The organism is Roseateles sp. GW821-FHT09H10, assembly GCF_059415865.1.
The window spans coordinates 250,966-273,628 of the sequence record NZ_JBWKOB010000006.1 but is presented as its reverse complement, the minus strand read 5'-3'; the positions used below and the strand labels follow the sequence as shown (position 1 = coordinate 273,628).

The following is a 22,663-nucleotide window of genomic DNA, read 5'->3' as shown; positions in this document are numbered from 1 at the left end:
ATAGCCCAGGGTCTGGCGGGCCTCGGACGCGAATAACCCCTCGGATCGGGCTCTGATATCCGGGGTTAAGCTCGTCATCCCGCTCTACGGCGCTGGAAGAGCTGACCCGCCAGGCGGGCCACCTGGCCGTCCAGTTCCAGCTCCAGCAGGGCCGCGCTCAGCTCGGCCGCCGGCCAGCCGCAGCGGGCCATCAGCGCGTCCAGGCTGACCGGATCGAAGCCCATGGCGTCCAGCAGGGCCTGGAGTTCGTGCGGCGTTTCCACTTCCAAGATCTCGGCTGCCGGGCGGGCGGCGCCCGACGGCGCCAGCTCCTCCAGCACATCCGCGGCCGATTCGACCAGCTTGGCGCCCTGGCGGATCAGCGCATGGCAGCCGCGCGCTTGCGGCGAATGGATGGAGCCGGGAATGGCAAAGACCTCGCGGCCGGCCTCGACGGCCTGGCGGGCCGTGATCAGCGAGCCCGACTGCACCGCCGCCTCGACGACCAGGCAGCCCCGGGCCAGCCCGGCAATGATGCGATTGCGGCGCGGGAAGTTGCCGGGCAGCACTGGCGTGCCCAGTGAGTATTCGCTCACCATGAGGCCGCCGGCCTCCAGCAGCCGCGCCACCAGTTTCTCGTTGCTGCGCGGGTAGACCTGGTCCAGGCCGGTGCCGACGACGGCGATGGTGGCGCCTGCGGCCTCCAGCGCGCCCTCGTGGGCCGCGGCGTCCACGCCCAGGGCCAGGCCCGAGACGATGGTGTAGCCGGCCTGGGCCAGGGCGCGTGCGAAGGCGCGTGCGTTGTCGCGCCCCTGGGCGGTCGGGTTGCGGCTGCCGACGATGGCCAGCGAAGGCGTCGCCAGCAGCTCGCGCCGGCCCTGCAGCCACAGCAGCAGTGGCGGGTCGGCCGTGGCCAGCAGTTGGGCCGGGTAGTCCACATCGCCGAGCACGAGCAGGTCGTGGCCGGGCTCGGCCAGCCAGGTCGTTGCCCGGGCGATCAGTTCAGCCAGATGCTCTGGCGGCCGGTTGAAGGATTCGCGCTGCTTGCCGGACAGCGCCTGGCCCAGGGCCACGGCCGGCAACTCGAAGACGGCCTGCGGGCTGCCCGCCATGGCCAGCAGCCGGCGCGCTGCCGCCGGGCCGACGCTCTCGGTCAGCCGCAGCCAGGCCGCCAGTTCGGTGTCGCTGAGCATTTCACCAATTTGCGGGCCGAGCGCTGGGCCGCTCCCGAGCCGGCCCGCCGTGGCGATGTGCTTGCCGGTCGATCCGGCAAGCATCGCCGTCCCCTCGGGGGACCGACCAGGTGCGCCCGCGTTCAGCGGGGCGCGACTGGGCGAGGGGCTCCATGTTCTAGGGTTGGGTGAAGCGGTCGCCCGGCTTGACGGGTTCCTTGACCGAGATGATCAGCGCATAGGACACGCGCTCATAGACCTCGAAGACGAACAGGACGCCGTGGCGCTCGTCGGGCAGCTTGATGGCCTGGGCCTTCTCGTAGGTCTTGTCCACGACGCGGGCGCCGTCGCGCCACAGCGCGAACACATGGCCGCGCTCGACGCCATCGCGCTTGCCGCGGTTCAGCGCGACGATCTGGTTCTGGCCGGCGATCAGGGCCTCGCCATAGACGGCCGCGATCTGACCCGCCATGTCCTTGTCGGGCGCATGCGGCACATAGCGCTCCAGGTTGCGCGCCGGGGCCGGTGCCAGGCGGTCGCCGATGCCGACCTCCTGCTTCACCTGGCGGATGACCATGGTCGCCGGCACGATCTCGACCTTGCCGTCAGGCAAGGGGCGGTTCTCGCCGGCGCGGGTCAGCTCGGCGGTGCCGACATAGGGCGCCTCGAAGCCCAGCACTTCCTTGGTGGTCGGGTCGATCAGCGGGCGGGCGGTGCGGAAGATGCGGAAATCCGTGCCCTGGCCGAAGTCGCCGCGGGCATAGGCCAGGTCGCCCTGGCCGAGCACCACATGGCCTTCCTGGGCGGCCACGATGCGCGGCGCCGCGGCCAGCGCGTCGGTCTCGAAGACGACGGCATCGGTCAGGAAGGGCTGGATCAGGTGCAGGGGGATGGTCGGGATCGGGCTGGAATCCAGGGCCGAGATGCGCATCTGCGGACGCAGCTTGACGGTGCCGCTGGCGGCGCCGCTGCCACCGACGTTCTGGCCCATCTGCAGCCGGGCGCGGCCGTCGGCCTTGACCAGCATCAGCACCTGGCCCGGGTAGATCAGGTGGGGGTTGCGGATCTGGTCGCGGTTCATGCCCCAGAGCTCGGGCCAGCGCCAGGGGCTCTTCAGGAACAGCGAGGAAATGTCCCAGAGCGTGTCGCCGGCCTTGACCACATGCTGGTCGGGCGCATTGGGCGCCAGTTCGGACAGGGGCACGCCGGCACTGGCGACCTGCTCGGCCACGCGACGCTGCTCGGGCGTGATGGGCAGTTGGCTGGCTTGGGCCCAGGCCGTGGTTGTCGCAAGGGTCAGACAGGCCGCAAGGACAGAAATTTGGGCGGGGCGGGCAGCGGGCATCGGGCGCGGTCTCCGAGGGGATTGCCGGATCGGCGAAAATCCAGGCGATTCTGCCCGCAATCAACGGGGGCAACCAACAACCGCTAGCGCTCGTTTGCGAGTGCTTACAAGGCGCCATGGCCCAACTGCACATCCTCCGCTACCCCGATCCGCGTCTGCACACCGTCGCCAAGCCCGTGGCGGCCGTGGACGAACGCATCCGCCAGCTTGTCGACGACATGCTGGAAACCATGTACGCCGCCGACGGCGTCGGCCTGGCCGCGACCCAGGTCGATGTGCACGAGCGCGTCGTCGTCATCGATACGTCGCAGGATCGCGACACTCCGCGCGTGCTGATCAACCCGGAGCTGGTGAAAACCAGCGAGCGCATGGTCGACGGCGAGGAAGGCTGCCTGTCCGTGCCGCAGATCTACGACAAGGTGCCCCGCCACGCCGAAGTCACCGTGCGGGCCACCAACCGTGACGGCGAGGTCTATGAATTCGAGGCCGACGGCCTGCTGGCCGTCTGCGTGCAGCACGAGATGGATCACCTGCTGGGCAAGGTCTTCGTCGAATACCTGAGCCCGCTCAAGCGCGACCGTATCAAGACCAAGATGGTCAAGAAGACGCGCGAAGAAGAGTTGGAAGCCAAGAAGCGCAACCAGCGGCTCTGATGAGAGTTGTCTTTGCGGGCACGCCCGAGTTCGCCGCGGTCGCGCTGGACGCCATCCTGGCGGCCGGCTTCACCGTGCCCCTGGTGCTGACCCAGCCCGACCGTCCGGCCGGGCGCGGCATGAAGCTGCAGGCGTCGGCGGTCAAGCAGCGCGCCGTGGCGGCGGGCATCCCGGTGGCCCAGCCCCAGGGCCTGAGGCTGGACGGCAAATACGCCACCGACGCCGCGGCGGCCCGCGAGACCTTGCTGGCGGCGGATGCCGACATCATGGTCGTCGCCGCCTATGGCCTCATCCTGCCGCAATGGGTGCTGGACACCCCGCGCCGAGGCTGCCTGAACATCCACGCCTCCCTGCTGCCGCGCTGGCGCGGCGCCGCGCCCATCCACCGCGCCATCGAGGCCGGCGACGCCGAGACCGGCATCACCATCATGCAGATGGACGCGGGCCTGGACACCGGCGACATGCTGCTGGTCGGCCGGGAGCCCATCCGTGGCGACGACACCACGGCCGTCCTGCATGACCGGCTGGCCGACCAGGGCGGCCGCCTCATCGTCGAGGCTCTGCAGGCTGCCAGCCTGGTGCGCACGCCCCAGCCGGCCGAAGGCGTCACCTACGCCCACAAGATCGAGAAGGCCGAGAGCGCCATCGACTGGAAGCAGCCCGCCGCCGAGATCGAGCGCCGCCTGCGGGCCTTCGATCCCTTTCCGGGCGGCGTCGCGACGCTGGCGGGCGAGGCGGTCAAGGTCTGGCGCGTCGAAGTCGTCGCTGGCAGCGGCGCGCCGGGCGAGGTCATCGCTCCCGGCCCGGTCGTCGCCTGCGGGGAGGGCGCCCTGAAGCTCACCGAACTGCAGCGCGCCGGCGGCAAGCGCGGCCCGGCATCAGCCTTCCTGCAGGCGCGCCCGATCGCCGTGGGCGAGCGCTTCGAAGCTTGAACCAGGCCGACATGGCACCATCTGCCATGTCACCTGTCACTTCGAAAGCGTACTGAGATGTTCAACCTCGTGAAGACTGCCGTCCTGATGGCCGCCATCACGGCGCTGTTCATGGTCATCGGGTCCTACATCGGCGGCCAGACCGGCATGCTGATCGCGTTGGTCGTCGCCATCGGCATGAATTTCTTCAGCTACTGGTTCTCGGCCGACATGGTGCTGAAGATGTACAACGCCCAGCAGGTCGACGAGAGCTCGGCGCCGCAGTTCTACGGCATGGTGAAGGAACTGGCCCAGCGCGCCGGCCTGCCCATGCCCAAGGTCTACCTGATCCAGGAAGACGCCCCCAACGCCTTCGCCACCGGTCGCAATCCCGAGCACGCTGCCGTGGCGGCGACGACCGGCATCCTGCGCGTGCTGTCCGAGCGCGAGCTGCGCGGCGTCATGGCCCACGAGCTGGCCCATGTGGCCCATCGCGACATCCTGATCAGCACGATCAGCGCGACCATGGCCGGCGCCATCTCCATGCTGGCCAACTTCGCCGCCTTCTTCGGCGGCCGCGACGAGAACGGCCGCCCGACCAACCCGCTGGCCGGCATCGCCATCGCCATCCTGGCGCCCATTGCCGCCGGCGTGATCCAGATGGCCATCAGCCGCGCCCGCGAGTTCGAGGCCGACCGTGGCGGTGCCGAGATCTCCGGCGACCCGGCCGCGCTGGCCTCGGCCCTGGACAAGATCCACCGCTACGCCCAGGGCATCCCCCTCGCGGCGGCCGAGGCCCACCCCGAGACGGCGCAGATGATGATCATGAATCCGCTGTCAGGCGGCGGCTGGCGCGGCTGGTTCTCCACCCACCCGCCGATCGAGGAGCGCGTCACGCGCCTGCTCGCCATGGTGAAGCGTTGAGCCGGTGCGATCTCAAGTTGGCGCGCCCGCAGCCGATAGCTGAGCCCATGAAGCGCCTTCTTCTTGCCCTGCCCCTGCTCGCCGCCCTGTCCGCCTGCGAGCAGCTCGGCATCGACGACCCCGCCAAGGTGGCCGCCGCCAAGGAGGCCGAGGGCAAGGCCGTCGGCAGCGCCTGCCGCCACGCCATGCGCGCCATCGAGGACTGCTACGTCCTCAACCCCAAGGCCCAGAAGGCGGCCGTCTACACCGGCTGGCGCGAGATGGACGAGTACATGCGGGAGAACAAGCTCGAGGGCGTGGCGCCCGTCGTGCCGCGCCCGGGCTCGGTCAAGCCCAAGGAGGACGAGGCCGAGGCCAAGCCGGCGGAAAAAGCCGCTGAGAAGCCCGCTGAAAAGGGCGGCGACAAGGCCAAAGCCCACTGATCCGGCGCACGCAGCCGCATTTCGCGCCCCCGTTCCTGCGCATCGTCACCTCCCCCGGGCGGCGCCCGCGGCGGCCCGGCACCATGGGAACCATCACAACCCAGATGGAGCCCGACATGAACTTCTCCCGCCGCCAGTTTTCCCGCATCGGCGCCCTCGGTCTCGTCGCCGCCGCCGTGTTCAGCGGCTCCGCCCAGGCCTGGAGCTGGACCATCAACAGCGAGCGCGTCAACGGCAATGGCGACATCGCCACCGAGGCCCGCGACACCGGCGCCTTCGACGGCGTGGCCCTGACCGGCGGCTTCAATGTCGTCATCCGCCAGGGCGCGGGCAACAAGGTCGAGGTCAAGGCCGACCGCAACCTGCTGCCCCTGATCGAAACCCGCGTCGTCGAAGGCAGCAAGGGCCGCACGCTGGAGATCTCGCCCAAAAAGGGCGTCAACGTGCACAGCTCCACCAACCCCATCCTGACCATCGAGATGCCGAGCCTGCGCTCCATCGCCGTCGCCGGCTCGGGCACGGTCAAGGTCGAAGCGATGAAGACGGCCGGTGTCGACGCTGCGATCGCCGGCTCCGGTGACATCCGCTTCGCCAGCCTGGACACCGAGCGCCTGGGCATGAAGGTCAGCGGCAGCGGCGACATCGTCGCGGCCGGCCGCTGCGCCAACGCCCAGGTGACCATCGCCGGCAGCGGCGATGTCAAGGCCGCCGACCTGGTGGCCGAGGACGTCAAGGTCAGCATCGCCGGCAGCGGCGACGCCCAGGTCAATGCGACCAAGCGCCTGAACGTGACCATCGCCGGCAGCGGCGACGTGAAGTACGCCGGCTCGCCGGAGATCAGCTCCAACGTCGCCGGCAGCGGCAAGGTCCGCCGCATCGGCAACTGATGAACCGCCCCGGGCTTCGCCAGCCAGCTGACCAGCTCAAAGGCTGGCGAAGTCAGGGGAAACCCGTCCTGCCGCCACAATGGCGGCATGAGCTGGACCTCCAGGCTGCGCGCGCTTGCAGCCGACCCTGATTTCCGCCAAGGCGCGCGCGACATGGCCTCCCCCTCCCTGGGGCTGGCCGCCTGGGGCCTGGTGACCGGCGTCACCATGGTGAAAAGCGGCCTCAGCATCCCGCTGGCCATGGGCATGTCGCTGCTGGTGTTCGCGGGCAGCGCCCAGCTGACGGCCCTGCCGCTGATCGCCGCCGGCGCTCCGCTGTGGGTGCTGCTGGCCACGGCCTTCTGCGTCAACCTGCGCTTCGTCATCTTCAGCGCGCAATGGCGCAACTACTTCGGCCATCTGCCGCGTGCCAGGCGGCTCACGCTGACCTATTTCGCGGCCGACCTGAACTTCGTCTATTTCGTGAAGCGCTACCCCGACCCGGTGCCGCTGCCGGAGCAGCGGCGCTATTTCTGGGGCGGCGTGGCCGTCAACTGGCCAACCTGGCAGGTCTGCTCCTTCACCGGCATCCTGCTGGCCGACAGCATCCCGACGCACTGGGGCATCGGCTTCGCCGGGGTGCTGGCGCTGCTGGGGCTGTCGTATTCCCTGTTGAACGAGAAGACGCTGTGGTGGGTGGCACTGACGGCCGGCGCGGTGTCGATCGCGACCTACGCCTTGCCGCTCAAGCTCAACATCCTGTGCGCCATCGTCGCGGCGGGCGCCGTGGGCTGGTGGCTGGACAGCCGAAAGGCCGCCCGATGAGCGAATGGATGATCTGGATCGCCCTGTTTGGCCTGGGCGCCATCACCGCGCTGACGCGCGGCTTCTTCATGATCGGCGAAAAGCCGCTACCCATTCCCGACTGGCTGCGCGAGCTGCTCAAGGTGGCGCCCCTGGCCGCCCTCGTCGCTGTGGTGGCGCCCGAGATCTTCATGACCCAGGGCCAGGTCATCACGACCTGGCAGGACGCCCGCTGGCCGGCGGCAGTGGCCGCGACGGCCTACTACTTCTGGCGCAAGGGCATCCTCGGCACCATCCTCGTCGGCATGGCGGTGATGCTCCCCCTGAAGCTGGGCCTCGGCTGGTAACCGCGCCGGAACGCGGGGCGGAGAGAATCGCGGCAGTTTTTCACCAACTGCCTCCGCCCGACCATGAACGTCATCCGCTTCTCCGACCTGATCGCCGCCGGCAAGGTCTCTGGCCAACGCGTCTTCATCCGCGCCGACCTCAACGTGCCGCAGGACGACGCCGGCAACATCACCGAGGACACCCGCATCCGCGCTTCCATCCCGGCCATCGAGGCCGCGCTGAAGGCCGGTGCCGCCGTCATGGTCACCTCCCACCTGGGCCGCCCGACCGAAGGCGAGTTCAAGCCCGAGGATTCGCTGGCCCCCGTCGCCAAGCGCATGGGCGAGCTGATGGGCCGCGACATCCCCGTCGTCGCCAACTGGGTGGACGGCGTCAGCGTCGCGCCGGGCCAACTGGTCATGCTGGAGAACTGCCGCCTCAACAAGGGCGAGAAGAAGAACAACGAGGAACTCGCGCGCAAGATGGCCGCGCTCTGCGACATCTTCGTCAACGACGCTTTCGGCACCGCCCACCGCGCCGAGGGCACGACCTATGGCATCGCCCAGTTCGCGCCCGTCGCCTGCGCCGGCCCGCTGCTGGCTGCCGAGATCGACGCCATCACCAAGGCCCTGGCCGCGCCCAAGCGCCCGCTGGTGGCCATCGTCGCCGGCTCCAAGGTCTCGACCAAGCTGACCATCCTGAAGTCGCTGTCGGCCAATGTCGACGGCCTCATCGTCGGTGGTGGCATCGCCAACACCTTCATGCTGGCCGCCGGCCTGAAGATCGGCAAGTCGCTGGCCGAACCCGATCTGCTCGGCGAGGCCACGGCCGTCATCGAAGCCATGAAGGCGCGCGGCGCCGCCGTGCCCATCCCCGTCGACGTGGTCTGCGCCAAGAGCTTCTCGGCCGATGCCGAGGCCACCGTCAAGCCTGCGACGGATGTGGCCGACGACGACCTCATCTTGGACATCGGCCCCCAGACGGCCGCCATCCTGGCCGAGCAGCTCAAGGCGGCCGGCACCATCGTCTGGAACGGCCCGGTCGGCGTGTTCGAGTTCGACGCCTTCGCCAAGGGCACCGAGACCGTCGCCCGCGCGATTGCCGACAGCAGCGCCTTCAGCATCGCCGGCGGCGGCGACACGCTGGCGGCCATCGCCAAGTACGGCATCGAAAAGGACGTCGGCTATATCTCCACCGGCGGCGGCGCCTTCCTGGAAGTGCTGGAAGGCAAGACCCTGCCGGCCTTCGAGATCCTCAGCAAGCGCGCTGCGGCCTGATGCCGCGCAGCAGCGCACCGGCGCCTGCGCTGCTGGCCGCCGTCGCCCTGGGCGCGGCGGCGCTGAACCAGTTGTTCTGGCTGCTGCCCCTGGCATTGATGCTGGGGCTGCCTGCGCTTTGGTGGGGCAACGCCTTCATCGCCGGCATGGCGCTCGTGGCCACCCTGGTGCTGGCCTGGGTGCTGCAACCGCGCCAGCCCTCGCCGCCGCATGAACTGCGGCCGGAAGACGCGCCTCGGCTGTTTGAACGGGTGCATGCGCTGGCCGATGCCCTGCAGGCGCCGCGCGTGCATGCCATCGCGCTCGACGACGAACCCAATGCCGGCGCGCTGGAGCTCAACCGGGGCGTGTCGCTGCGCCCGGTGCGGCGAGTGCTGGTGCTGGGGCGGCCGCTGCTGGTGGCGCTGGATGTGCCAGCGGCCGAGGCTGTGATTGCCCATGAGCTCGGGCATTTCTCCCACCGCCACGGCCGGCTGGGCCATTGGCTGTACCGCACCCGCCAATCCTGGGAGGCCTTGAGCCGGCTGGAGGAGGGTGGGGCTCTGGCCGCAGACAGCTCGGCCTGGGAGCGAGCGGCGGCGGGTTTCGCGAACCGCTTCCTGCCCTGGTTCGACCGGCTCAGCTTTGCGCACATGCGCCGCTGCGAGTTCGAAGCCGATGCGCTGGCGGCACAGGTCGCCGGGCCCGCCGAGCTGGCGCGGGCGCTTGTGCTGCTGCAGCGGCTGCATCCGTCGCGCGCCCTGATCGGCGAGGCGACTCGGCGGCGCCTGATGCGCGAGTTTGCTGAGCCTCCTGCCGACTTGTTGGCGCGCGAGGTGGCAGCCTGGCGCGAGGCGGCGCTGGGCGTAGATGAGGTGCGGGACACCGCCGGCGCCGGCACCCATCCGCCTTTGGCTCAGCGGCTTGCCGCTCTAGGCGTGGTGGCCCAGGACGTGCCTTGGCCGTCGGTGCCGGCTGCCGCTGATTGGTTGCCTGAAGCCCTTGACCGGGGGGCGCCGGCCGACCTTGCCCTGGCCCGGCTGCACTGGCGCATCGGCCATCGCCTGCTCAATGGGTTGGCGCCGGGGCCGCAGGCCACGCCGGCGCGGCGTCTGAAGCTGGCGCTGACGCTGGGTGAGCCCACGCAGGCACTGGTTCAGGGGCTCGGAGATTCGCCGCTGGAGTTGCTGCTGCGTGCACGCGTCGAGATCCGGGCGCATCGCCACGAATCAGCGCGGCAGCTGCTGGAAGCCTGCCGTTCCCACAAGACGGCCGAGCGCGATGCGGCCACGGCCTGGCTGGTGGCGGAGGACCTGGGCGCCGGCGCCGAGGAGCAGCGCCGCAATGAAGGCCGGTTGCGCCTGGTGCATGCACGCCAGGAAGCCGCGCTGGAAGAACTCGCCGCCGAGCGCGAGCAGGGCAGGGTCGGTGCCGCACCCCTGGAGGCCGCCGACTGCGCAGCGCTCGGCGCTGCCTTGCGAGAGCATCCTGCGGTGCGCGAGGCCTGGCTGTTTGGTCAGGCGACGAAGGTCCAGGACGTGTCCTACGAGGCTGCTGTGCTGCTGCTGCGTGTCGACGCAGCCGCTGCACAGGCGCTGCAGCTCGACGAGGATTCGCTGGCCGACTTCGCCCATGAATGGCTGTCCTGGGTGTCGCCGCCAGGGCAGTTGCGGCTGGTGTTGACCCGCTACACGACGGAAGGCCTGGCGCCGAAGCTGGGCGCCGCCCTGGCCGCGATACCCGCCACGCGCCTGTTCTGAGCCGGACCGATTTCACGCCCCCGGGCAGGGCCCTATGACGGTTTGATGACGCCGGCCAGCACAATGGCCGGATGGTCCTCCGCTGGCTGCTCGCCCTGCTCGTCGTCACGACGCTGCTGGGCCTTTACGCCAATGAGCATTGGATGACGCGTCATCTCGTGCTCGATGGGCGCGGGGCGGGCCAGCATCTGGAATTGGTCGACGACCGCGGCAGCGGCGGCAAGAGCGAGGCGACGCTGGACGCGCCCGCGGGCGGTCCGCTGACCATGGGCTGCGAGATCAAGCCGGGCTTCGAGTGGCCGTTCTGCGAGTTGCAGATCGAGATGCGCGACGGCGACCTGGACTTGAGCAACTTCAGCCACATCCGCCTGTGGCTGCGGGCCGAAGGACCGACCCAAGATGGCGGCCCGGCCCAGGTGCGCGTCTTCCTGCGCAACTACAACCCGGCCTATTCGCGCCAGGGCGAGGCCGAGGACCTCAAGCCGCAGGAAGTCATCTTCTCGCCGAGCGCCCAGCCCCAGCCGGTGGAGCTGCGGCTGTCGCAGTTCGTCGTCAGCTCCTGGTGGGCCCAGACGCACGCGCTGCCCGTGTCCCTGGTCGGGCCGGAACTGAACAGCATCCGCATCATCAGCTTCAGTACCGGTGGCAAGGTGGCGCCCGGCAAACATCTGATACGCGTGGACCGCGCCGAACTGGTGGGCGACTGGGTGCCGCCCGAGACCTTCCGCCTCGGCCTCGTCGGCCTGTGGATGTTCAGCCTGCTGGGCTATCTGGCCTGGGAAAGCTGGACGGTGCACGGCCGCCTCAAGCGCTCGATGAAGCGCTCGCGCGCGCTGGAGAAGATGGCCCTGCGCGACCCGCTGACCCGCGTCGCCAACCGCGACGGCCTGAACCGCGCGCTGGAGCTGCTGATGCAGGTGCAGGGCGACATGAGCTTCCCGCTGTCGGTCGTGTTCGTCGATGCCGACCACTTCAAGCGCGTCAACGACGAGCATGGCCACGAGGTCGGCGATCAGGTGCTGGTGCTGCTGGCCCGCACCCTGCGCGCCAACCTGCCGCGCGATGACATGCTGGCGCGCTGGGGCGGCGAGGAGTTCGTCATCGTCATGCCGCAGACGCCGGCCGAGGAGGCCGTGGCCGTGGCCGAGCGCCTGCGCCAGGTGCTGGCGCGCACCGAATGGCCGGCTGGCCTGCAGGTGACGGCCAGCTGGGGCGTGGCCCAGGCCGCGGCGCCGGCCGATGTGGACACGGCCCTGCGCGAGGCCGACCAGGCCATGTACCGCGCCAAGCATGAGGGCCGCGACCGGGTGATATCGGCTTCGGCATAGATCGCCAAGAAACCTGCATCGCGCAGGCCATGAAACGCGGCGTAATCTACGGGGTTACCCCTGGAGACCCGCCCTCATGGAAAAGAACAACGCTCCCTTGTCCCCTGCCGAAGCCGCACTGCGCGACGCTGCCCTGGAATACCACCGCAGCCCGACGCGCGGCAAGATCTCGGTCACGCCGACCAAGGCCCTCTCCAACCAGCGCGATCTGTCGCTGGCCTACTCGCCGGGCGTGGCCTATCCCTGCCTGGACATCGAGCGCGACCCGTCGCTGGCGGCCGACTTCACCTCGCGCGGCAACCTCGTCGGCGTCATCACCAATGGCACCGCCGTGCTGGGCCTGGGCGACATCGGCCCGCTGGCCGCCAAGCCGGTCATGGAGGGCAAGGGCTGCCTGTTCAAGAAATTCGCCGGCATCGACGTCTTCGACATCGAGCTGGCCGAGCGCGACCCCGACAAGCTGATCGCCATCATTGCCGCGATGGAGCCGACGCTGGGCGGCATCAACCTCGAGGACATCAAGGCGCCCGAGTGCTTCTACATCGAGCGCGAGCTGTCCAAGCGCATGAACATCCCGGTCTTCCACGACGACCAGCATGGCACGGCCATCATCTCGTCGGCGGCCCTGCTGAACGGCCTGGAGCTGGTGGGCAAGGACATCGCCGCCGTCAAGGTCGCGGTGTCGGGCGCGGGCGCGGCTGCCATTGCCTGCCTGGACGTGATGGTGGGCCTGGGGCTAAAGCGCGAGAACGTCTTCGTCTGCGATTCGCGCGGCGTCATCCAGAGCGAACGCGAAGACGCCAAGGCCGGCAAGCTGGATGAGTCCAAGCAGCGCTATTGCCAGATCAGCAGTGCGCGCACGCTGGCCGATGTGGTGGCCGGCGCCGACGTCTTCCTCGGCTGCTCGGCCGCCGGCGTGCTGACCGCGGAGATGGTCAAGACGATGGGCAGCCAGCCCATCATCCTGGCCCTGGCCAACCCCGAGCCGGAGATCCGCCCCGAGCTGGCCAAGGCCGTGCGGCCCGACTGCATCGTCGCCACGGGCCGTTCGGACTATCCGAACCAGGTCAACAACGTCCTGTGCTTCCCCTACATCTTCCGTGGCGCGCTGGACTGCGGCGCGACCAAGATCACCGAGGGCATGAAGCTGGCCTGCGTGCGCGAGATCGCCGCATTGGCCAAGGCCGAGACGAGTGACGAGGTGGCCGCGGCCTATGCCGGCCAGGAGCTGGCCTTCGGCCCCGACTACCTGATTCCCAAGCCCTTCGATGCCCGCCTGATCCTGCGCATCGCGCCCGCTGTCGCTGCGGCTGCGGCCGCCGACGGCGTGGCGACGCGGCCGGTGGAAGACCTGGTCGCCTACCGCCAGTCGCTGGAGCGCTTCGTCTACCAGACCGGCATGTTCATGCGCCCGGTGTTCTCGGCCGCCAAGACCGCGCCGGCCCGCGTCATCTATGCCGAGGGTGAGGACGAGCGCGTGCTGCGCGCCGTGCAGGTGGCGCTGGACGAAGGCCTGTGCAAGCCGACGCTGATCGGCCGCCCCGAGGTGCTGGCCTCGCGCATCCAGCGCGCCGGCCTGCGCCTGAAGCTCGGCGACGACGTCGCCGTCATCGACCCCGAGGACGACCCGCGCTTCCGCCTCTACTGGGAGGCCTACCACGCACGCATGAAGCGCAATGGCGTGACGCCCGAGATGGCCAAATCGGCCGTGCGCCGCTCCAACACGGCCATCGGCGCCCTGGCCATCGAGCTCGGCGATGCCGACGCGATGATCTGCGGCATGGTGGGGCGCTTCGACCGCCACCTGGAGCAGGTGCGGGAACTCGTCGGCCTCGCGCCGGGCGCGCGCCAGTTCGCGACGATGAACGCGCTGATGCTGGAGAGCATGACGCTCTTCATCACCGACACCTTCGTCAACGACGATCCGAACGCCGAAGAGCTCGCCGACATCGCCGCGATGGCCGCCGATGAGGTCAGCCGCTTCGGCCTGCCGCCCAAGCTGGCCTTCGTCAGCCACTCCATGTTCGGCTCGTCGACGCGCCCCTCGGCGCTGAAGATGCGCCGCGCCCACGAGCTGTTCGCCGCGGCGCATCCCGAGGTCGAGTGCGACGGCGAGATGCATGGCGACGCCGCCCTGTCCGAGAGCGTGCGCCAGGCCTTCCTGCCCGACAGCAAGCTCACGGGCGCTGCCAATCTGCTGGTGCTGCCGACGCTGGATGCCGCCAACATCCTCTTCAATGTGCTGAAGATCAGCGCCAGCCATGGCGTGACGGTGGGCCCCATCCTGCTCGGCGCGGCCCGGCCGGTGCACATCCTGACGCCGTCGGCGACGGTGCGCCGCATCGTCAACATGACGGCCCTGGCCGTCGCCGAGGCCAACGGGGTGCGCCGCTGAGTCCAGGGGGCGCGGGGTTTGCAGCGGACGGCAGGCCGGCTACCCTGCCTGCCGTGAATCCGAGCGCTCGCCCCTCCCTCAGCCTGCTGCTCGCCTTGCTGGCGGCCTGCGCGGCTGGCCGGGCGGCGGCCGCCGACCTGGTGCTGTACTACGAGGAGAGGCCGCCGTTGATGAGCCGTCAGGATCAGCAGCTGACGGGTGTCCAGGGGGCGCCGGCGACGGCCGTCCTGCAGCGTGCCGGCATCACGGTGGAATTGCGCGAGGCGCCGGTGGCCCGCCAGGTCGCCCTGATCACGCGCAACGCCGAGCCCGCCTGCGCCCTGGGCCTGTACCGCACGGCCGAGCGCGAGAAGGTCGGCAAGTATTCGCGCCTGCCGATCTACAGCAGCCCGCCCCAGAGCCTGATGATCCGCAGGGATGGCCGGCTCAAGGACATGCACCGCTTCGCCGCCGTCGTGCAGTCGCCCGCGGTCACGCTGGCGCTGCGCCATGGCTATTCCTACGGCGACGAGACCGACAAGGCCCTGGCGGCCAGCAGCGCCCGGATCATCCGTTCATCGGACAACAGCATGGCCCGCGCCCGCCTGGTGCTGCTGGGTGTGGCCGACGGGACCCTGTTCACCGCGGAGGAAGGCGAGGCCCTGATCAAGCAGCTGGGCGATGCCGGCGCGGCCCTGGAGCTGCGCCACTTCCCCGACGCGCCTCCCGGGGCAGGGCGCCACTTCTTCTGCAGCAAGGCGACGCCGGACCGGCAGATGCGGGCCCTGGATGACGCCATGGGGGCGCCCCGCGCGACTCCCTAGCCGGCGACGTTGCTGTCCAGCGGGCGACGCGCCGGCCACAAGCCGGCCGCACCGAATTGCGCCAACGCCACGCCCGCCAGGATGAGGGCGGCCGCCAGGATCTTGTGCAGCGAGAAGGTCTCGCCGCCCCAGGCCCAGGCCGCCAGGCCGGCGATCAGCGGCATCAGATAGATCAGCGGCGCGGTGCGGGCCACGCCGCGCTCCTCATTGGCCCAGCCCCAGGCCAGCCAGCCCAGGAAGCCGCCGCCGATGACCTGCCAGGCCAGGCCCGGCCAGATCCACGCCGGCTGGGCCGGCCAGTCCAGCGCCAGCAGCTCCGGCGCGCACCACAACAGCATGGGCAGGGTGCAGATCAGGCTGCCATAGCCCAGCACCGTCACGCCGCCGTGATGCTGGATCAAGGGCTTGCTGGCCACCGTGTAGTAGCTGAACAGGGCGGCGGCGACCAGCAGGGTCAGGTCGCCCAGGCCGGCATGCCAGTCGGCGGCCAGCAGCTTGTCCGACGTGAACAGCAGGGCGCCCGCTGCGGCCATGGCCACGCCGGCGACCTGGCCGCGCGACAGGGTCTCGATGCCGCTGAAGCGCAGGATGAGCAGCGTGAACACCGGGCCGCAGGCCAGCAGCACGCTGGCGCTGAAGGCGGTCGAGCCCTGCATGCCATAGGCCGACAGCAGCAGGTGCAGGCCCTGGCCGATCAGGGTCAGCCTGACCAGCGGCCAGACCTCGCCGCGGTCCAGCCGCGGCCAGCGCAGGCCGAAGCGCCAGCACAGCAGCACGATGGCGCAGAACGGCATCAGCAGATAGCGCAGGCCCAGGAAGCCGGCCGGCCCGACCTGGTTGAACAAGGCCTTGGACAGCGGGAAGTTCAGCCCCCAGGTCAGCACGACGGCGAGTGCGGCAACAAGAGGGGCTGTGTGTTTGTCCTTCATATCGGCTAGCATATTCTCATATGAGAGAAGAATTCTCCGATTTGAACGAAGTAGGCCAGTTCGAGCGCCAACTGGCCGAGAGACTGGCCGCGCTGCGCACCCAGGCCGGCTGGTCGCTGGACGAACTGGCCACCCGAAGCGGCGTCAGCCGTGCGACGCTGAGCCGGCTGGAGCGCGCCGAGACCAGCCCGACGGCGACGCTGCTGTCCCGCCTGGCGCGCGCCTATGGCCTGCCCTTGAGCCGCCTGCTGGCCGAAGCCGAGACCCTGCCGGTGCGCCTGCTGCGCGCCGCCGACCAGCCGCGCTGGCATGACGTGCAGAGCGGCTTCGAGCGCCTGATGCGCTGCCCGCCGCTGGCCGGCTTCGCCACCGAGGTCATCGAGGGCCGCCTCGCGCCCGGTGCCGAGCTGGTCTACGAGGAGCCGACCGTGTCGCGGCTGGAGCACCACCTCTGCCTGCTCGACGGCCGCCTGGGCCTGAACCTGCAGGGCCAGGCCTTCGAGCTGGCGGCGGGCGACTCCATCAGCTTCCGCTGCATCGGCCGCACCGTCTTCACCAACCCTGGCACTGAGCCCGCGCGCTATCTGCTCGCGATGACGGTGCCCGCCCTGTAACTGGTATCGAACCACCATGACCGCCGACCTGCCCGTTCGCCTCGCCACGCTCGACCCCGGCCACCCCGATGCCCAGCGCCTGATGGCCCTGTCCGAGGCCTATATGAGCGCCCTCTATCCAAGCGAGAGCAACCATTTCGAGCCGGCCGACGGCCTGCGTCCGCCGGGCGGCAGCTTCTTCGGCGCGTGGCGCGGCGAGCGCCTCGTCGGCTGCGGCGGCGTCAAGTGCTTCGAGGCCGATGGCTATGGGGAGATCAAGCGCGTCTTCGTGCTGGACAGCGAACGCGGCCGTGGCGTCGCGCGGCAGCTGATGGCGCAGTTAGAAGCCGACCTGGCCGGGCGCGGCTTGCGGTTGGCCCGGCTCGAAACCGGCATCCACCAGCCGGAGGCCCTGGCCCTGTACCGGCGCCTGGGCTATGTGGACCGCGACCCCTTCGGCGGTTACGCGCCTGACCCCTTGAGCGTCTTCATGGAGAAGGCGCTGGCTTGAAACGAGGCGAAACTTCGGCGGGATGCGGCGGAACATAATTCCGCGCCGCCAAGAAACTCGAGACAAGCCATGACCCGCGCCACCAAGATCGTCGCCACCCTCGGCCCTGCTTCCAACACGCCGGAGATTTTGGAGAAGATGATCCGCGCCGGCGTCGACGTCGTGCGGCTGAACTTCTCCCACGGCAAGGCCCAGGACCACATCGACCGCGCGACCATGGTCCGTGAAGCGGCGGCGCGTGTCGGCAAGTCGGTGGCCATCATGGCCGACCTGCAAGGCCCCAAGATTCGCGTCGGCAAGTTCGAGGGCGGCAAGATCGAGCTCATCCCGGGCGCGCCCTTCATCCTCGATGCCGACCGCACCGAGCCGGGCAACCAGGAGATCGCCAGCCTCGACTACAAGGAACTGCCGCGCGACGTGAAGCCCGGCGACACCCTGCTGCTCAACGACGGCCTGCTGGTGCTGACCGTCGACCATGTGCGTGGCGCCCAGGTCCACACCACCGTCAAGCTCGGCGGCGAGCTGTCCAACAACAAGGGCATCAACAAGCAGGGCGGCGGCCTGACGGCCCCGGCCCTGACCGGCAAGGACATGGAGGACATCAAGACGGCGATGTCCTTCCAGTGCGAATACCTGGCGGTGAGCTTCCCCAAGAACGCCACCGACATGGAGATGGCCCGCCAGCTGGCCAATGTGGCCGGCGAGCCCTATCGCCACAAGCCGGCCATGATCGCCAAGATCGAGCGCTACGAGGCCATCCCCCATCTCGAAGCCATCCTGAAGGCCAGCGACGGCATCATGGTGGCGCGCGGCGACCTGGCCGTGGAAGTCGGCAACGCCGCCGTGCCGGCGCTGCAGAAGCGCATGATCAAGATGGCCCGCGAGCTGGACAAGGTGTCCATCACGGCCACGCAGATGATGGAGTCCATGATCGTCAACCCGGTGCCGACGCGCGCCGAGGTCAGCGACGTGGCCAATGCCGTGCTGGACGGCACCGACGCCGTCATGCTGTCGGCCGAGACGGCCGCCGGCCGCTTCCCCATCGAGACCGTCGAGCAGATGGCCGCCATTGCGCTGGAAGCCGAGCGCGCCGAGTTCGTGAGTCTCGACACCGACTTCGCCGGCCGCCAGTTCGGCCGCATCGACCAGTCCATCGCCATGGGCGCGCTGTTCACGGCCTACCACCTGGGCTGCAAGGCCATCCTGGCCCTGACCGAGTCCGGCTCGACGGCGCTGTGGATGAGCCGACACCGCATCCAGGTGCCCATCTTCGGCCTGACCACCCAGCCGGTCAGCCAGCGCAAGATGGCGCTGTATCGCAATGTGCTGCCGCTGCTGATGGACAAGTTCGACGACCGCGACCAGGCCCTGGCCGCCGCCGAGAAGATCCTCGTCGAGCGCGGCGTGCTGATGCCCGGCGACACCTATGCCATCACCTGCGGCGAGCCGATGGGCTACCCGGGCGGCACGAACATGCTGAAGGTCTGCCGCGTTCAATAGACCACCCCCTACCGGCTTCGCCGGCCCCCTCGAGGGGGCTGAGCCCGGACACAAACAGTCCTGAGGACTGTTTGTGCCTGGCGAAGGACAAGGCCTCTGGCCTTGGCAGCTGCCAGCGCCCTGGCAAAGCCAGTTCCGCGGCAGTCGCTGGAGGAGAAGCCGGCCGCAAGCGGCGGCTTCAGTGGCTGTGTCCGATATGGCTTTTGGCGGGTAGCTCGGCCCCCGGCTCGGCCAGGCTTTCGAGGATGGCGCAGGCGGGTTCGTCGCCCTGACAGCGAGCCCTGATCGCGCGCAATTCCTTCTCCAACTCCTGCAGTGCGGCGATGCGCGCGGCGACATGGCCGATGTGCTCGTCCAGCAGCGCATGCGCCTCGCCGCCATGCCCGCCGCCCTGCAGGGCCAGCAGGGCGCGCACCTCGGCCAGGTTCATGTCGAGGGAGCGGCAGCGGCGGATGAAATGCAGGCGCTCGGCGTCGGCAGCGCCATAGACGCGGTAGCCGGCGTCGGTGCGCGGGGGCGGCGGCAGCAGGCCTTCGCGCTCGTAATGGCGGATGGTGTCCACCGGGGTGGCGGTCAGGCGGGAAAGTTCACCGATACGCATGTGACGATTCTCCGCTTGACTCTGGAGTGGCTCCAGGGTTTGCAATGGCGGCAGTTTCCAGCCAAGGTCTTTGTCCATGAGCCACGCCTGCCAACACCATCACGATCACGACGACCACAACCCCGGCGATTCGCCGCGCTACCGCCGCGTGCTGTGGGCCGCGCTGCTCATCAATGCCGCCATGGCCGTCGTCGAGATCGCGTCGGGCTGGAAGGCCGGCTCGCTGTCGCTGTGGGCCGATGCGCTGGACTTCATCGGCGACGCGGCCAATTACGGCGCCTCGCTGGCCGTGCTGTCGGCCGGCCTGCTGTGGCGGGCGCGCCTGGCCTGGGTCAAGGGCTGGGCCATGGCCCTGTTCGGCATCGGCGTGCTGGCGCGCGCGGCCTGGGCGGCCTTCTCAGGCGAGCCGCCGCAGGCCGCGACCATGGGCATCGTCGGCACGCTGGCGCTGGCGGCCAATGTCGGCGTCGCGGTGATGCTCTATGCCTTCCGCGAGGGCGACGCCAACATGCGCGCCGTCTGGCTGTGCAGCCGCAACGACGCGCTGGGCAATGTGGCCGTGGTCGCCGCGGCCGGCGGCGTGGCGTTGACGGGCCAGGCCTGGCCGGACCTGCTGGTCGCCGTGGGCATGGCCAGCCTGGCCCTGCATTCCTCGCGCGAGGTGCTGCGCCAGGCTCGCCACGAGATCAGGCAAGCGCCAGTGCCAGCACGGTGACGGCCATGACGGCCGTGGCCAGCCAGCCCATCGCGCGCAGCCGCGGCCCGATGGCATGGCCGCCCATGATGGACGGGCGCGAGGCCAGCACCATCATGGCGACCATGATGGGCACGGCCGTCACGCCGTTGAAGACCGCCGACCAGAACAGCTCCTTGACCGGGTCCATGGGCGTGAAGCACAGCGCCACGCCGCCCAGCGTGGCGGCGGCGATCACGCCATAGAAGCCGCGCCCCTCGCCCCGCTCCAGCTTGAGGTTCAGCGAGCCGCGCCAGCCGGCCACTTCGGCCACCGCGTAGGCGGCCGAGCCCGCCAGCACGGGCACGGCCAGCATGCCGGTGCCGATGACGCCGAGGGCGAACAGCAGGGCCGCATGCTGGCCGGCGACCGGGCGCAGGGCCTCGACGGCCTGGGCCGAGGTCTGGATGTCGGTGACGCCCGCGACGTGCAGCGTGGCGGCGGTGGACAGCATGATGAAGAAGGCGATGAGGTTGGAGAAGCCCATGCCGATGTTGGTGTCCAGCTTGATGCGGCGCAGATGCTGCTTCACCTCCTGCGCCGTGTGCGGTTCGCCGGCGCCGGCGGCACGGTCCTCCACCTCCTGGCTGGCCTGCCAGAAGAAGAGGTAGGGGCTGATGGTCGTGCCGAACACCGCGACGAGCATCAGCAGGGTGTCGCGGTTCCAGCGGATGTCGGGGTGCAGGGTGCGGGCCAGCACCTCGCCCCAGTCCAGGCCCAGCACCAGGATGACGCCCACATAGGCCAGCAGGGCCAGCGTCAGCCACTTGAGCCAGCGCACATAGCTCTGGTAGGGCAGGAAGACCTGCATGGCGGCGCAGGCGATGCCGAAGACCAGGGCATAGGCATCGGCCGAGCCGCCCGCCAGCAGCCGCACGGCCTCGGCCATGGCGGCGATGTCGGCGGCGATGTTCAGCGTGTTGGCCGCCAGCAGCAGGCCCACCAGGGCCAGCAGCACCGGCCGTGGGAAGGCGCGCTTGAAGTTGGCGGCCAGGCCCTGTCCGGTGACGTAGCCGATACGCGCGCTGACGATCTGGATGGCCGTCATCAGCGGCAGCGTGAACACCAGGCTCCACAGCATGGAGTAGCCGAACTGCGCGCCGGCCTGGGAGTAGGTGGCGATGCCGCTGGGGTCGTCGTCCGCCGCGCCGGTGATGAGTCCGGGGCCGAGCTGGCGGAGGTAGAGGCGGATGCGGCTGAACATCGCGCCAGCCTAAAGGCAGGACGCTCGCGCAGGTGTCGGACGGCTTGCGCCCCGCGTCAAGAACTGTTGCGCGCCGGCAGGCGCCGCGTCTCGCCGATGGCCAGGGTGAAGAAGTCGTCCTCGGCCAGCCCGCGCGCCGGCCGCTGGGCGCCGAGCTGGCGCGGTGGTTCGTCCAGGGCCTCGTCGGTCAGCTCGAAGGTGCCCCAGTGGACGCCTAGGGAGCGTTTCGCGCCGAGGTCGGCATGGATGTTGATCGCCTCCTCGACGTTGACGTGCTGGCTGGTCATGAACCAGCGCGGCTCGTAGGCGCCGATGGGGATCAGCGCGATGTCGAAGCCGCCGTCCTGCTGCCTCGCGGCGAAACGCTCGCGGATGTCGGCGAAATCGCGCGAATAGCCGGTGTCGCCGGCGAAGAAGAGCTGGCAGTCGGGCGCGAACACGGCGAAACCGCCCCACAGCGTCTTCATGCGGTCGTTCAGGCCGCGCGCCGACCAGTGCTGGGCCGGCACCAGGACGATGTCCAGCGCACCGAGGCGCTCGGACTGCCACCAGTCCAGCTCGACGACCCGCTCGACGCCGCGGGCCTGGAACCAGGTCTTGAGCCCCAGCGGCACGACGAACAGCGGGCTGCCGCCGGGCTGGCGGGCCAGCGCGCGGCAGGAGGCCAGGTCGAGATGGTCGTAATGGTTGTGCGAGACCAGCACCGCGTCCACATGCGGCAGGTCGGCCAGGGCCACGCCGGGCGGCTGCTCGCGCTTGGGACCGGCGAAGGAAAAGGGCGAGGCGCGCTCGGAGAAGATCGGGTCGGTCAGCAGGCTGACGCCGCCCAACTGGGCCAGCACGGTGGCGTGGCCTATCCAGGTCACGGCCGGCTGCTGGGCGGTGCCGTGATTGGCGCGGATGAAGCCGAGGTCGGCCGCCTGCGTGGGGATGGGCGTCTGCGGCCTGCGGGGCAGGCCCAGCCGTGCGGCGTTCCACTTCCAGCGGATCACCTCGGCCAGGGATCTGGGCTCGAAATCGCCGTGGTTGTTCTGGAAACCGCCCTCGCGATGATGGGCCGGCTTGCTCACTTCGTGACGATGTCGCGGTGGAAGAAGGCCATGCGGGCCAGCAGCTGGTTCTGCGTGGCGAAGGGCACCTGGGCGGCGTCCATGGCCCACTGCAGGTTCTCGACCAGCGCATTGAAGGCGGCGCGGTCGATGCCCAGATGGGTGTGGGCGTCCTTCATGCCGACGCCGTCATAGGTGCAGGGGCCGCCGGCGACGACGCAGAAATAGTCGGCCAGCACGCGCTTCAGGTGCTTCATGTTGATGCCGTCGAAATGACGCGCAATGCGCGCGTCCTGCAGCATGCGGTCGTAGAAGTCGTCGGTGAAGCGCTGGATGGCCTCCTTGCCGCCGAGGTCGCGGTAGAGGCGGTCATCGGCGGGAATCGGTGCCGTGCCCGGCATCGCCGTGCGGGCCTCGGTCTGCGCCTGGGCGAGCGGGGCGGCCAGAGCGAGGGCCAGAGCAAGGGCGATAGGCAGCAGGCAGGACTTCATGGGCGGGTTGGGAGGGCGCCGGCCAGTCTAGCGAGAGCACCCCCGTTTCAGGGGGGCTGGCCGGCTGCTTTTCGTGCGCTGGTCACGTTCCTGGCGCCGGCCATCCA

The 22,663-nt window shown here is 69.8% G+C and carries 23 protein-coding genes; 16 read left to right on the top strand and 7 right to left on the bottom strand.

Translation table 11 applies throughout. The features are described from left to right. Positions 1 to 74 precede the first annotated feature (74 nt). Both dprA and AC07OY_RS25095 read right to left on the bottom strand, forming a co-directional pair. A complete protein-coding gene (gene dprA / locus AC07OY_RS25100; protein WP_495045317.1) occupies positions 75 to 1,172 on the bottom strand; it encodes a DNA-processing protein DprA in 1,098 nt (365 codons plus the stop codon). A 157-nt stretch (positions 1,173 to 1,329) separates the two neighbouring features. Next, the gene (locus AC07OY_RS25095) at positions 1,330 to 2,496 is read right to left on the bottom strand and encodes a LysM peptidoglycan-binding domain-containing protein (protein WP_495045316.1); all 1,167 of its coding nucleotides are present in this window, start codon (positions 2,494 to 2,496) and stop codon (positions 1,330 to 1,332) included. Positions 2,497 to 2,612: 116 nt separating this feature from the next. On the opposite strand from AC07OY_RS25095, the gene def reads away from it, so the two are divergent. The 12 genes from def to AC07OY_RS25035 all read left to right on the top strand — a co-directional run bounded on the left by def (position 2,613) and on the right by AC07OY_RS25035 (position 14,945). Next, on the top strand, positions 2,613 to 3,149 hold the full coding sequence (gene def, locus AC07OY_RS25090; RefSeq protein ID WP_495045315.1) for a peptide deformylase: 537 nt from the start codon (positions 2,613 to 2,615) through the stop codon (positions 3,147 to 3,149). Further along, positions 3,149 to 4,081: a methionyl-tRNA formyltransferase gene (gene fmt, locus AC07OY_RS25085; protein ID WP_495045314.1), complete on the top strand. Its 933-nt coding sequence runs from the start codon at positions 3,149 to 3,151 to the stop codon at positions 4,079 to 4,081. The genes def and fmt overlap by 1 nt, the downstream gene beginning before the upstream one ends. A 57-nt stretch (positions 4,082 to 4,138) precedes the next feature. Continuing rightward, entirely contained in the window at positions 4,139 to 4,984 is an 846-nt protein-coding gene (gene htpX, locus AC07OY_RS25080) for a zinc metalloprotease HtpX (protein WP_495045313.1), read from the top strand. 47 nt (positions 4,985 to 5,031) lie between these two features. After that, positions 5,032 to 5,406, top strand: a complete 375-nt coding sequence (locus AC07OY_RS25075; RefSeq protein ID WP_495045312.1) for a hypothetical protein — start codon at positions 5,032 to 5,034, stop codon at positions 5,404 to 5,406. Between the two features lie 116 nt (positions 5,407 to 5,522). Beyond that, a complete protein-coding gene (locus AC07OY_RS25070; protein WP_495045311.1) occupies positions 5,523 to 6,293 on the top strand; it encodes a head GIN domain-containing protein in 771 nt (256 codons plus the stop codon). An 87-nt stretch (positions 6,294 to 6,380) separates the two neighbouring features. Beyond that, positions 6,381 to 7,097, top strand: a complete 717-nt coding sequence (locus AC07OY_RS25065) for an AzlC family ABC transporter permease (RefSeq protein WP_495045310.1) — start codon at positions 6,381 to 6,383, stop codon at positions 7,095 to 7,097. Then, positions 7,094 to 7,423, top strand: coding sequence for an AzlD domain-containing protein (locus AC07OY_RS25060; protein ID WP_495045309.1), 330 nt, complete (start codon positions 7,094 to 7,096; stop codon positions 7,421 to 7,423). Before AC07OY_RS25065 ends, AC07OY_RS25060 begins: the two co-directional genes overlap by 4 nt. A gap of 63 nt (positions 7,424 to 7,486) precedes the next feature. After that, entirely contained in the window at positions 7,487 to 8,680 is a 1,194-nt protein-coding gene (locus AC07OY_RS25055) for a phosphoglycerate kinase (protein WP_495045308.1), read from the top strand. After that, positions 8,680 to 10,419 (top strand): M48 family metallopeptidase, encoded by a 1,740-nt coding sequence (locus AC07OY_RS25050; RefSeq protein ID WP_495045307.1) that lies wholly within the window; start codon positions 8,680 to 8,682, stop codon positions 10,417 to 10,419. The genes AC07OY_RS25055 and AC07OY_RS25050 overlap by 1 nt, the downstream gene beginning before the upstream one ends. A 71-nt stretch (positions 10,420 to 10,490) precedes the next feature. Next, positions 10,491 to 11,747, top strand: a complete 1,257-nt coding sequence (locus AC07OY_RS25045) for a GGDEF domain-containing protein (RefSeq protein ID WP_495045306.1) — start codon at positions 10,491 to 10,493, stop codon at positions 11,745 to 11,747. Positions 11,748 to 11,823: 76 nt separating this feature from the next. Then, positions 11,824 to 14,142: an NADP-dependent malic enzyme gene (locus AC07OY_RS25040; RefSeq protein ID WP_495045305.1), complete on the top strand. Its 2,319-nt coding sequence runs from the start codon at positions 11,824 to 11,826 to the stop codon at positions 14,140 to 14,142. Between the two features lie 53 nt (positions 14,143 to 14,195). Continuing rightward, the gene (locus tag AC07OY_RS25035; protein WP_495045304.1) at positions 14,196 to 14,945 is read left to right on the top strand and encodes a transporter substrate-binding domain-containing protein; all 750 of its coding nucleotides are present in this window, start codon (positions 14,196 to 14,198) and stop codon (positions 14,943 to 14,945) included. Here AC07OY_RS25035 and AC07OY_RS25030 read toward each other — a convergent pair. After that, a complete protein-coding gene (locus AC07OY_RS25030) occupies positions 14,942 to 15,874 on the bottom strand; it encodes a DMT family transporter (protein WP_495045303.1) in 933 nt (310 codons plus the stop codon). The two genes, AC07OY_RS25035 and AC07OY_RS25030, sit on opposite strands and share 4 nt — an antisense overlap. A gap of 41 nt (positions 15,875 to 15,915) precedes the next feature. On the opposite strand from AC07OY_RS25030, the gene AC07OY_RS25025 reads away from it, so the two are divergent. The 3 genes from AC07OY_RS25025 to pyk all read left to right on the top strand — a co-directional run bounded on the left by AC07OY_RS25025 (position 15,916) and on the right by pyk (position 18,478). Then, positions 15,916 to 16,488: a helix-turn-helix domain-containing protein gene (locus AC07OY_RS25025; RefSeq protein WP_495045302.1), complete on the top strand. Its 573-nt coding sequence runs from the start codon at positions 15,916 to 15,918 to the stop codon at positions 16,486 to 16,488. Positions 16,489 to 16,504: 16 nt separating this feature from the next. Next, positions 16,505 to 16,978 carry a GNAT family N-acetyltransferase gene (locus AC07OY_RS25020; protein ID WP_495045301.1) on the top strand — a complete coding sequence of 158 codons (474 nt, stop codon included), beginning with the start codon at positions 16,505 to 16,507 and terminating at the stop codon, positions 16,976 to 16,978. 69 nt (positions 16,979 to 17,047) lie between these two features. Next, entirely contained in the window at positions 17,048 to 18,478 is a 1,431-nt protein-coding gene (gene pyk, locus AC07OY_RS25015; protein WP_495045300.1) for a pyruvate kinase, read from the top strand. 178 nt (positions 18,479 to 18,656) lie between these two features. Here pyk and AC07OY_RS25010 read toward each other — a convergent pair whose 3' ends face one another. After that, positions 18,657 to 19,157, bottom strand: a complete 501-nt coding sequence (locus tag AC07OY_RS25010) for a Cd(II)/Pb(II)-responsive transcriptional regulator (RefSeq protein ID WP_495045299.1) — start codon at positions 19,155 to 19,157, stop codon at positions 18,657 to 18,659. On the opposite strand from AC07OY_RS25010, the gene AC07OY_RS25005 reads away from it, so the two are divergent. Continuing rightward, positions 19,156 to 19,794: a cation efflux transmembrane domain-containing protein gene (locus AC07OY_RS25005; protein WP_495045298.1), complete on the top strand. Its 639-nt coding sequence runs from the start codon at positions 19,156 to 19,158 to the stop codon at positions 19,792 to 19,794. The genes AC07OY_RS25010 and AC07OY_RS25005 overlap by 2 nt on opposite strands. On the opposite strand, the gene AC07OY_RS25000 is transcribed toward AC07OY_RS25005, so the two are convergent. Genes AC07OY_RS25000 through AC07OY_RS24990 form a run of 3 tightly spaced genes read right to left on the bottom strand, consistent with a single transcriptional unit; the run spans position 19,766 to position 22,556 of the window. Next, positions 19,766 to 21,016 (bottom strand): NRAMP family divalent metal transporter, encoded by a 1,251-nt coding sequence (locus AC07OY_RS25000; protein WP_495045297.1) that lies wholly within the window; start codon positions 21,014 to 21,016, stop codon positions 19,766 to 19,768. The two genes, AC07OY_RS25005 and AC07OY_RS25000, sit on opposite strands and share 29 nt — an antisense overlap. A gap of 56 nt (positions 21,017 to 21,072) precedes the next feature. Then, on the bottom strand, positions 21,073 to 22,086 hold the full coding sequence (locus AC07OY_RS24995) for an MBL fold metallo-hydrolase (RefSeq protein ID WP_495045296.1): 1,014 nt from the start codon (positions 22,084 to 22,086) through the stop codon (positions 21,073 to 21,075). Then, complete coding sequence (locus tag AC07OY_RS24990; RefSeq protein WP_495045295.1) at positions 22,083 to 22,556, bottom strand: group I truncated hemoglobin; 474 nt, start codon at positions 22,554 to 22,556, stop codon at positions 22,083 to 22,085. Before AC07OY_RS24990 ends, AC07OY_RS24995 begins: the two co-directional genes overlap by 4 nt. Positions 22,557 to 22,663: the final 107 nt, after the last annotated feature.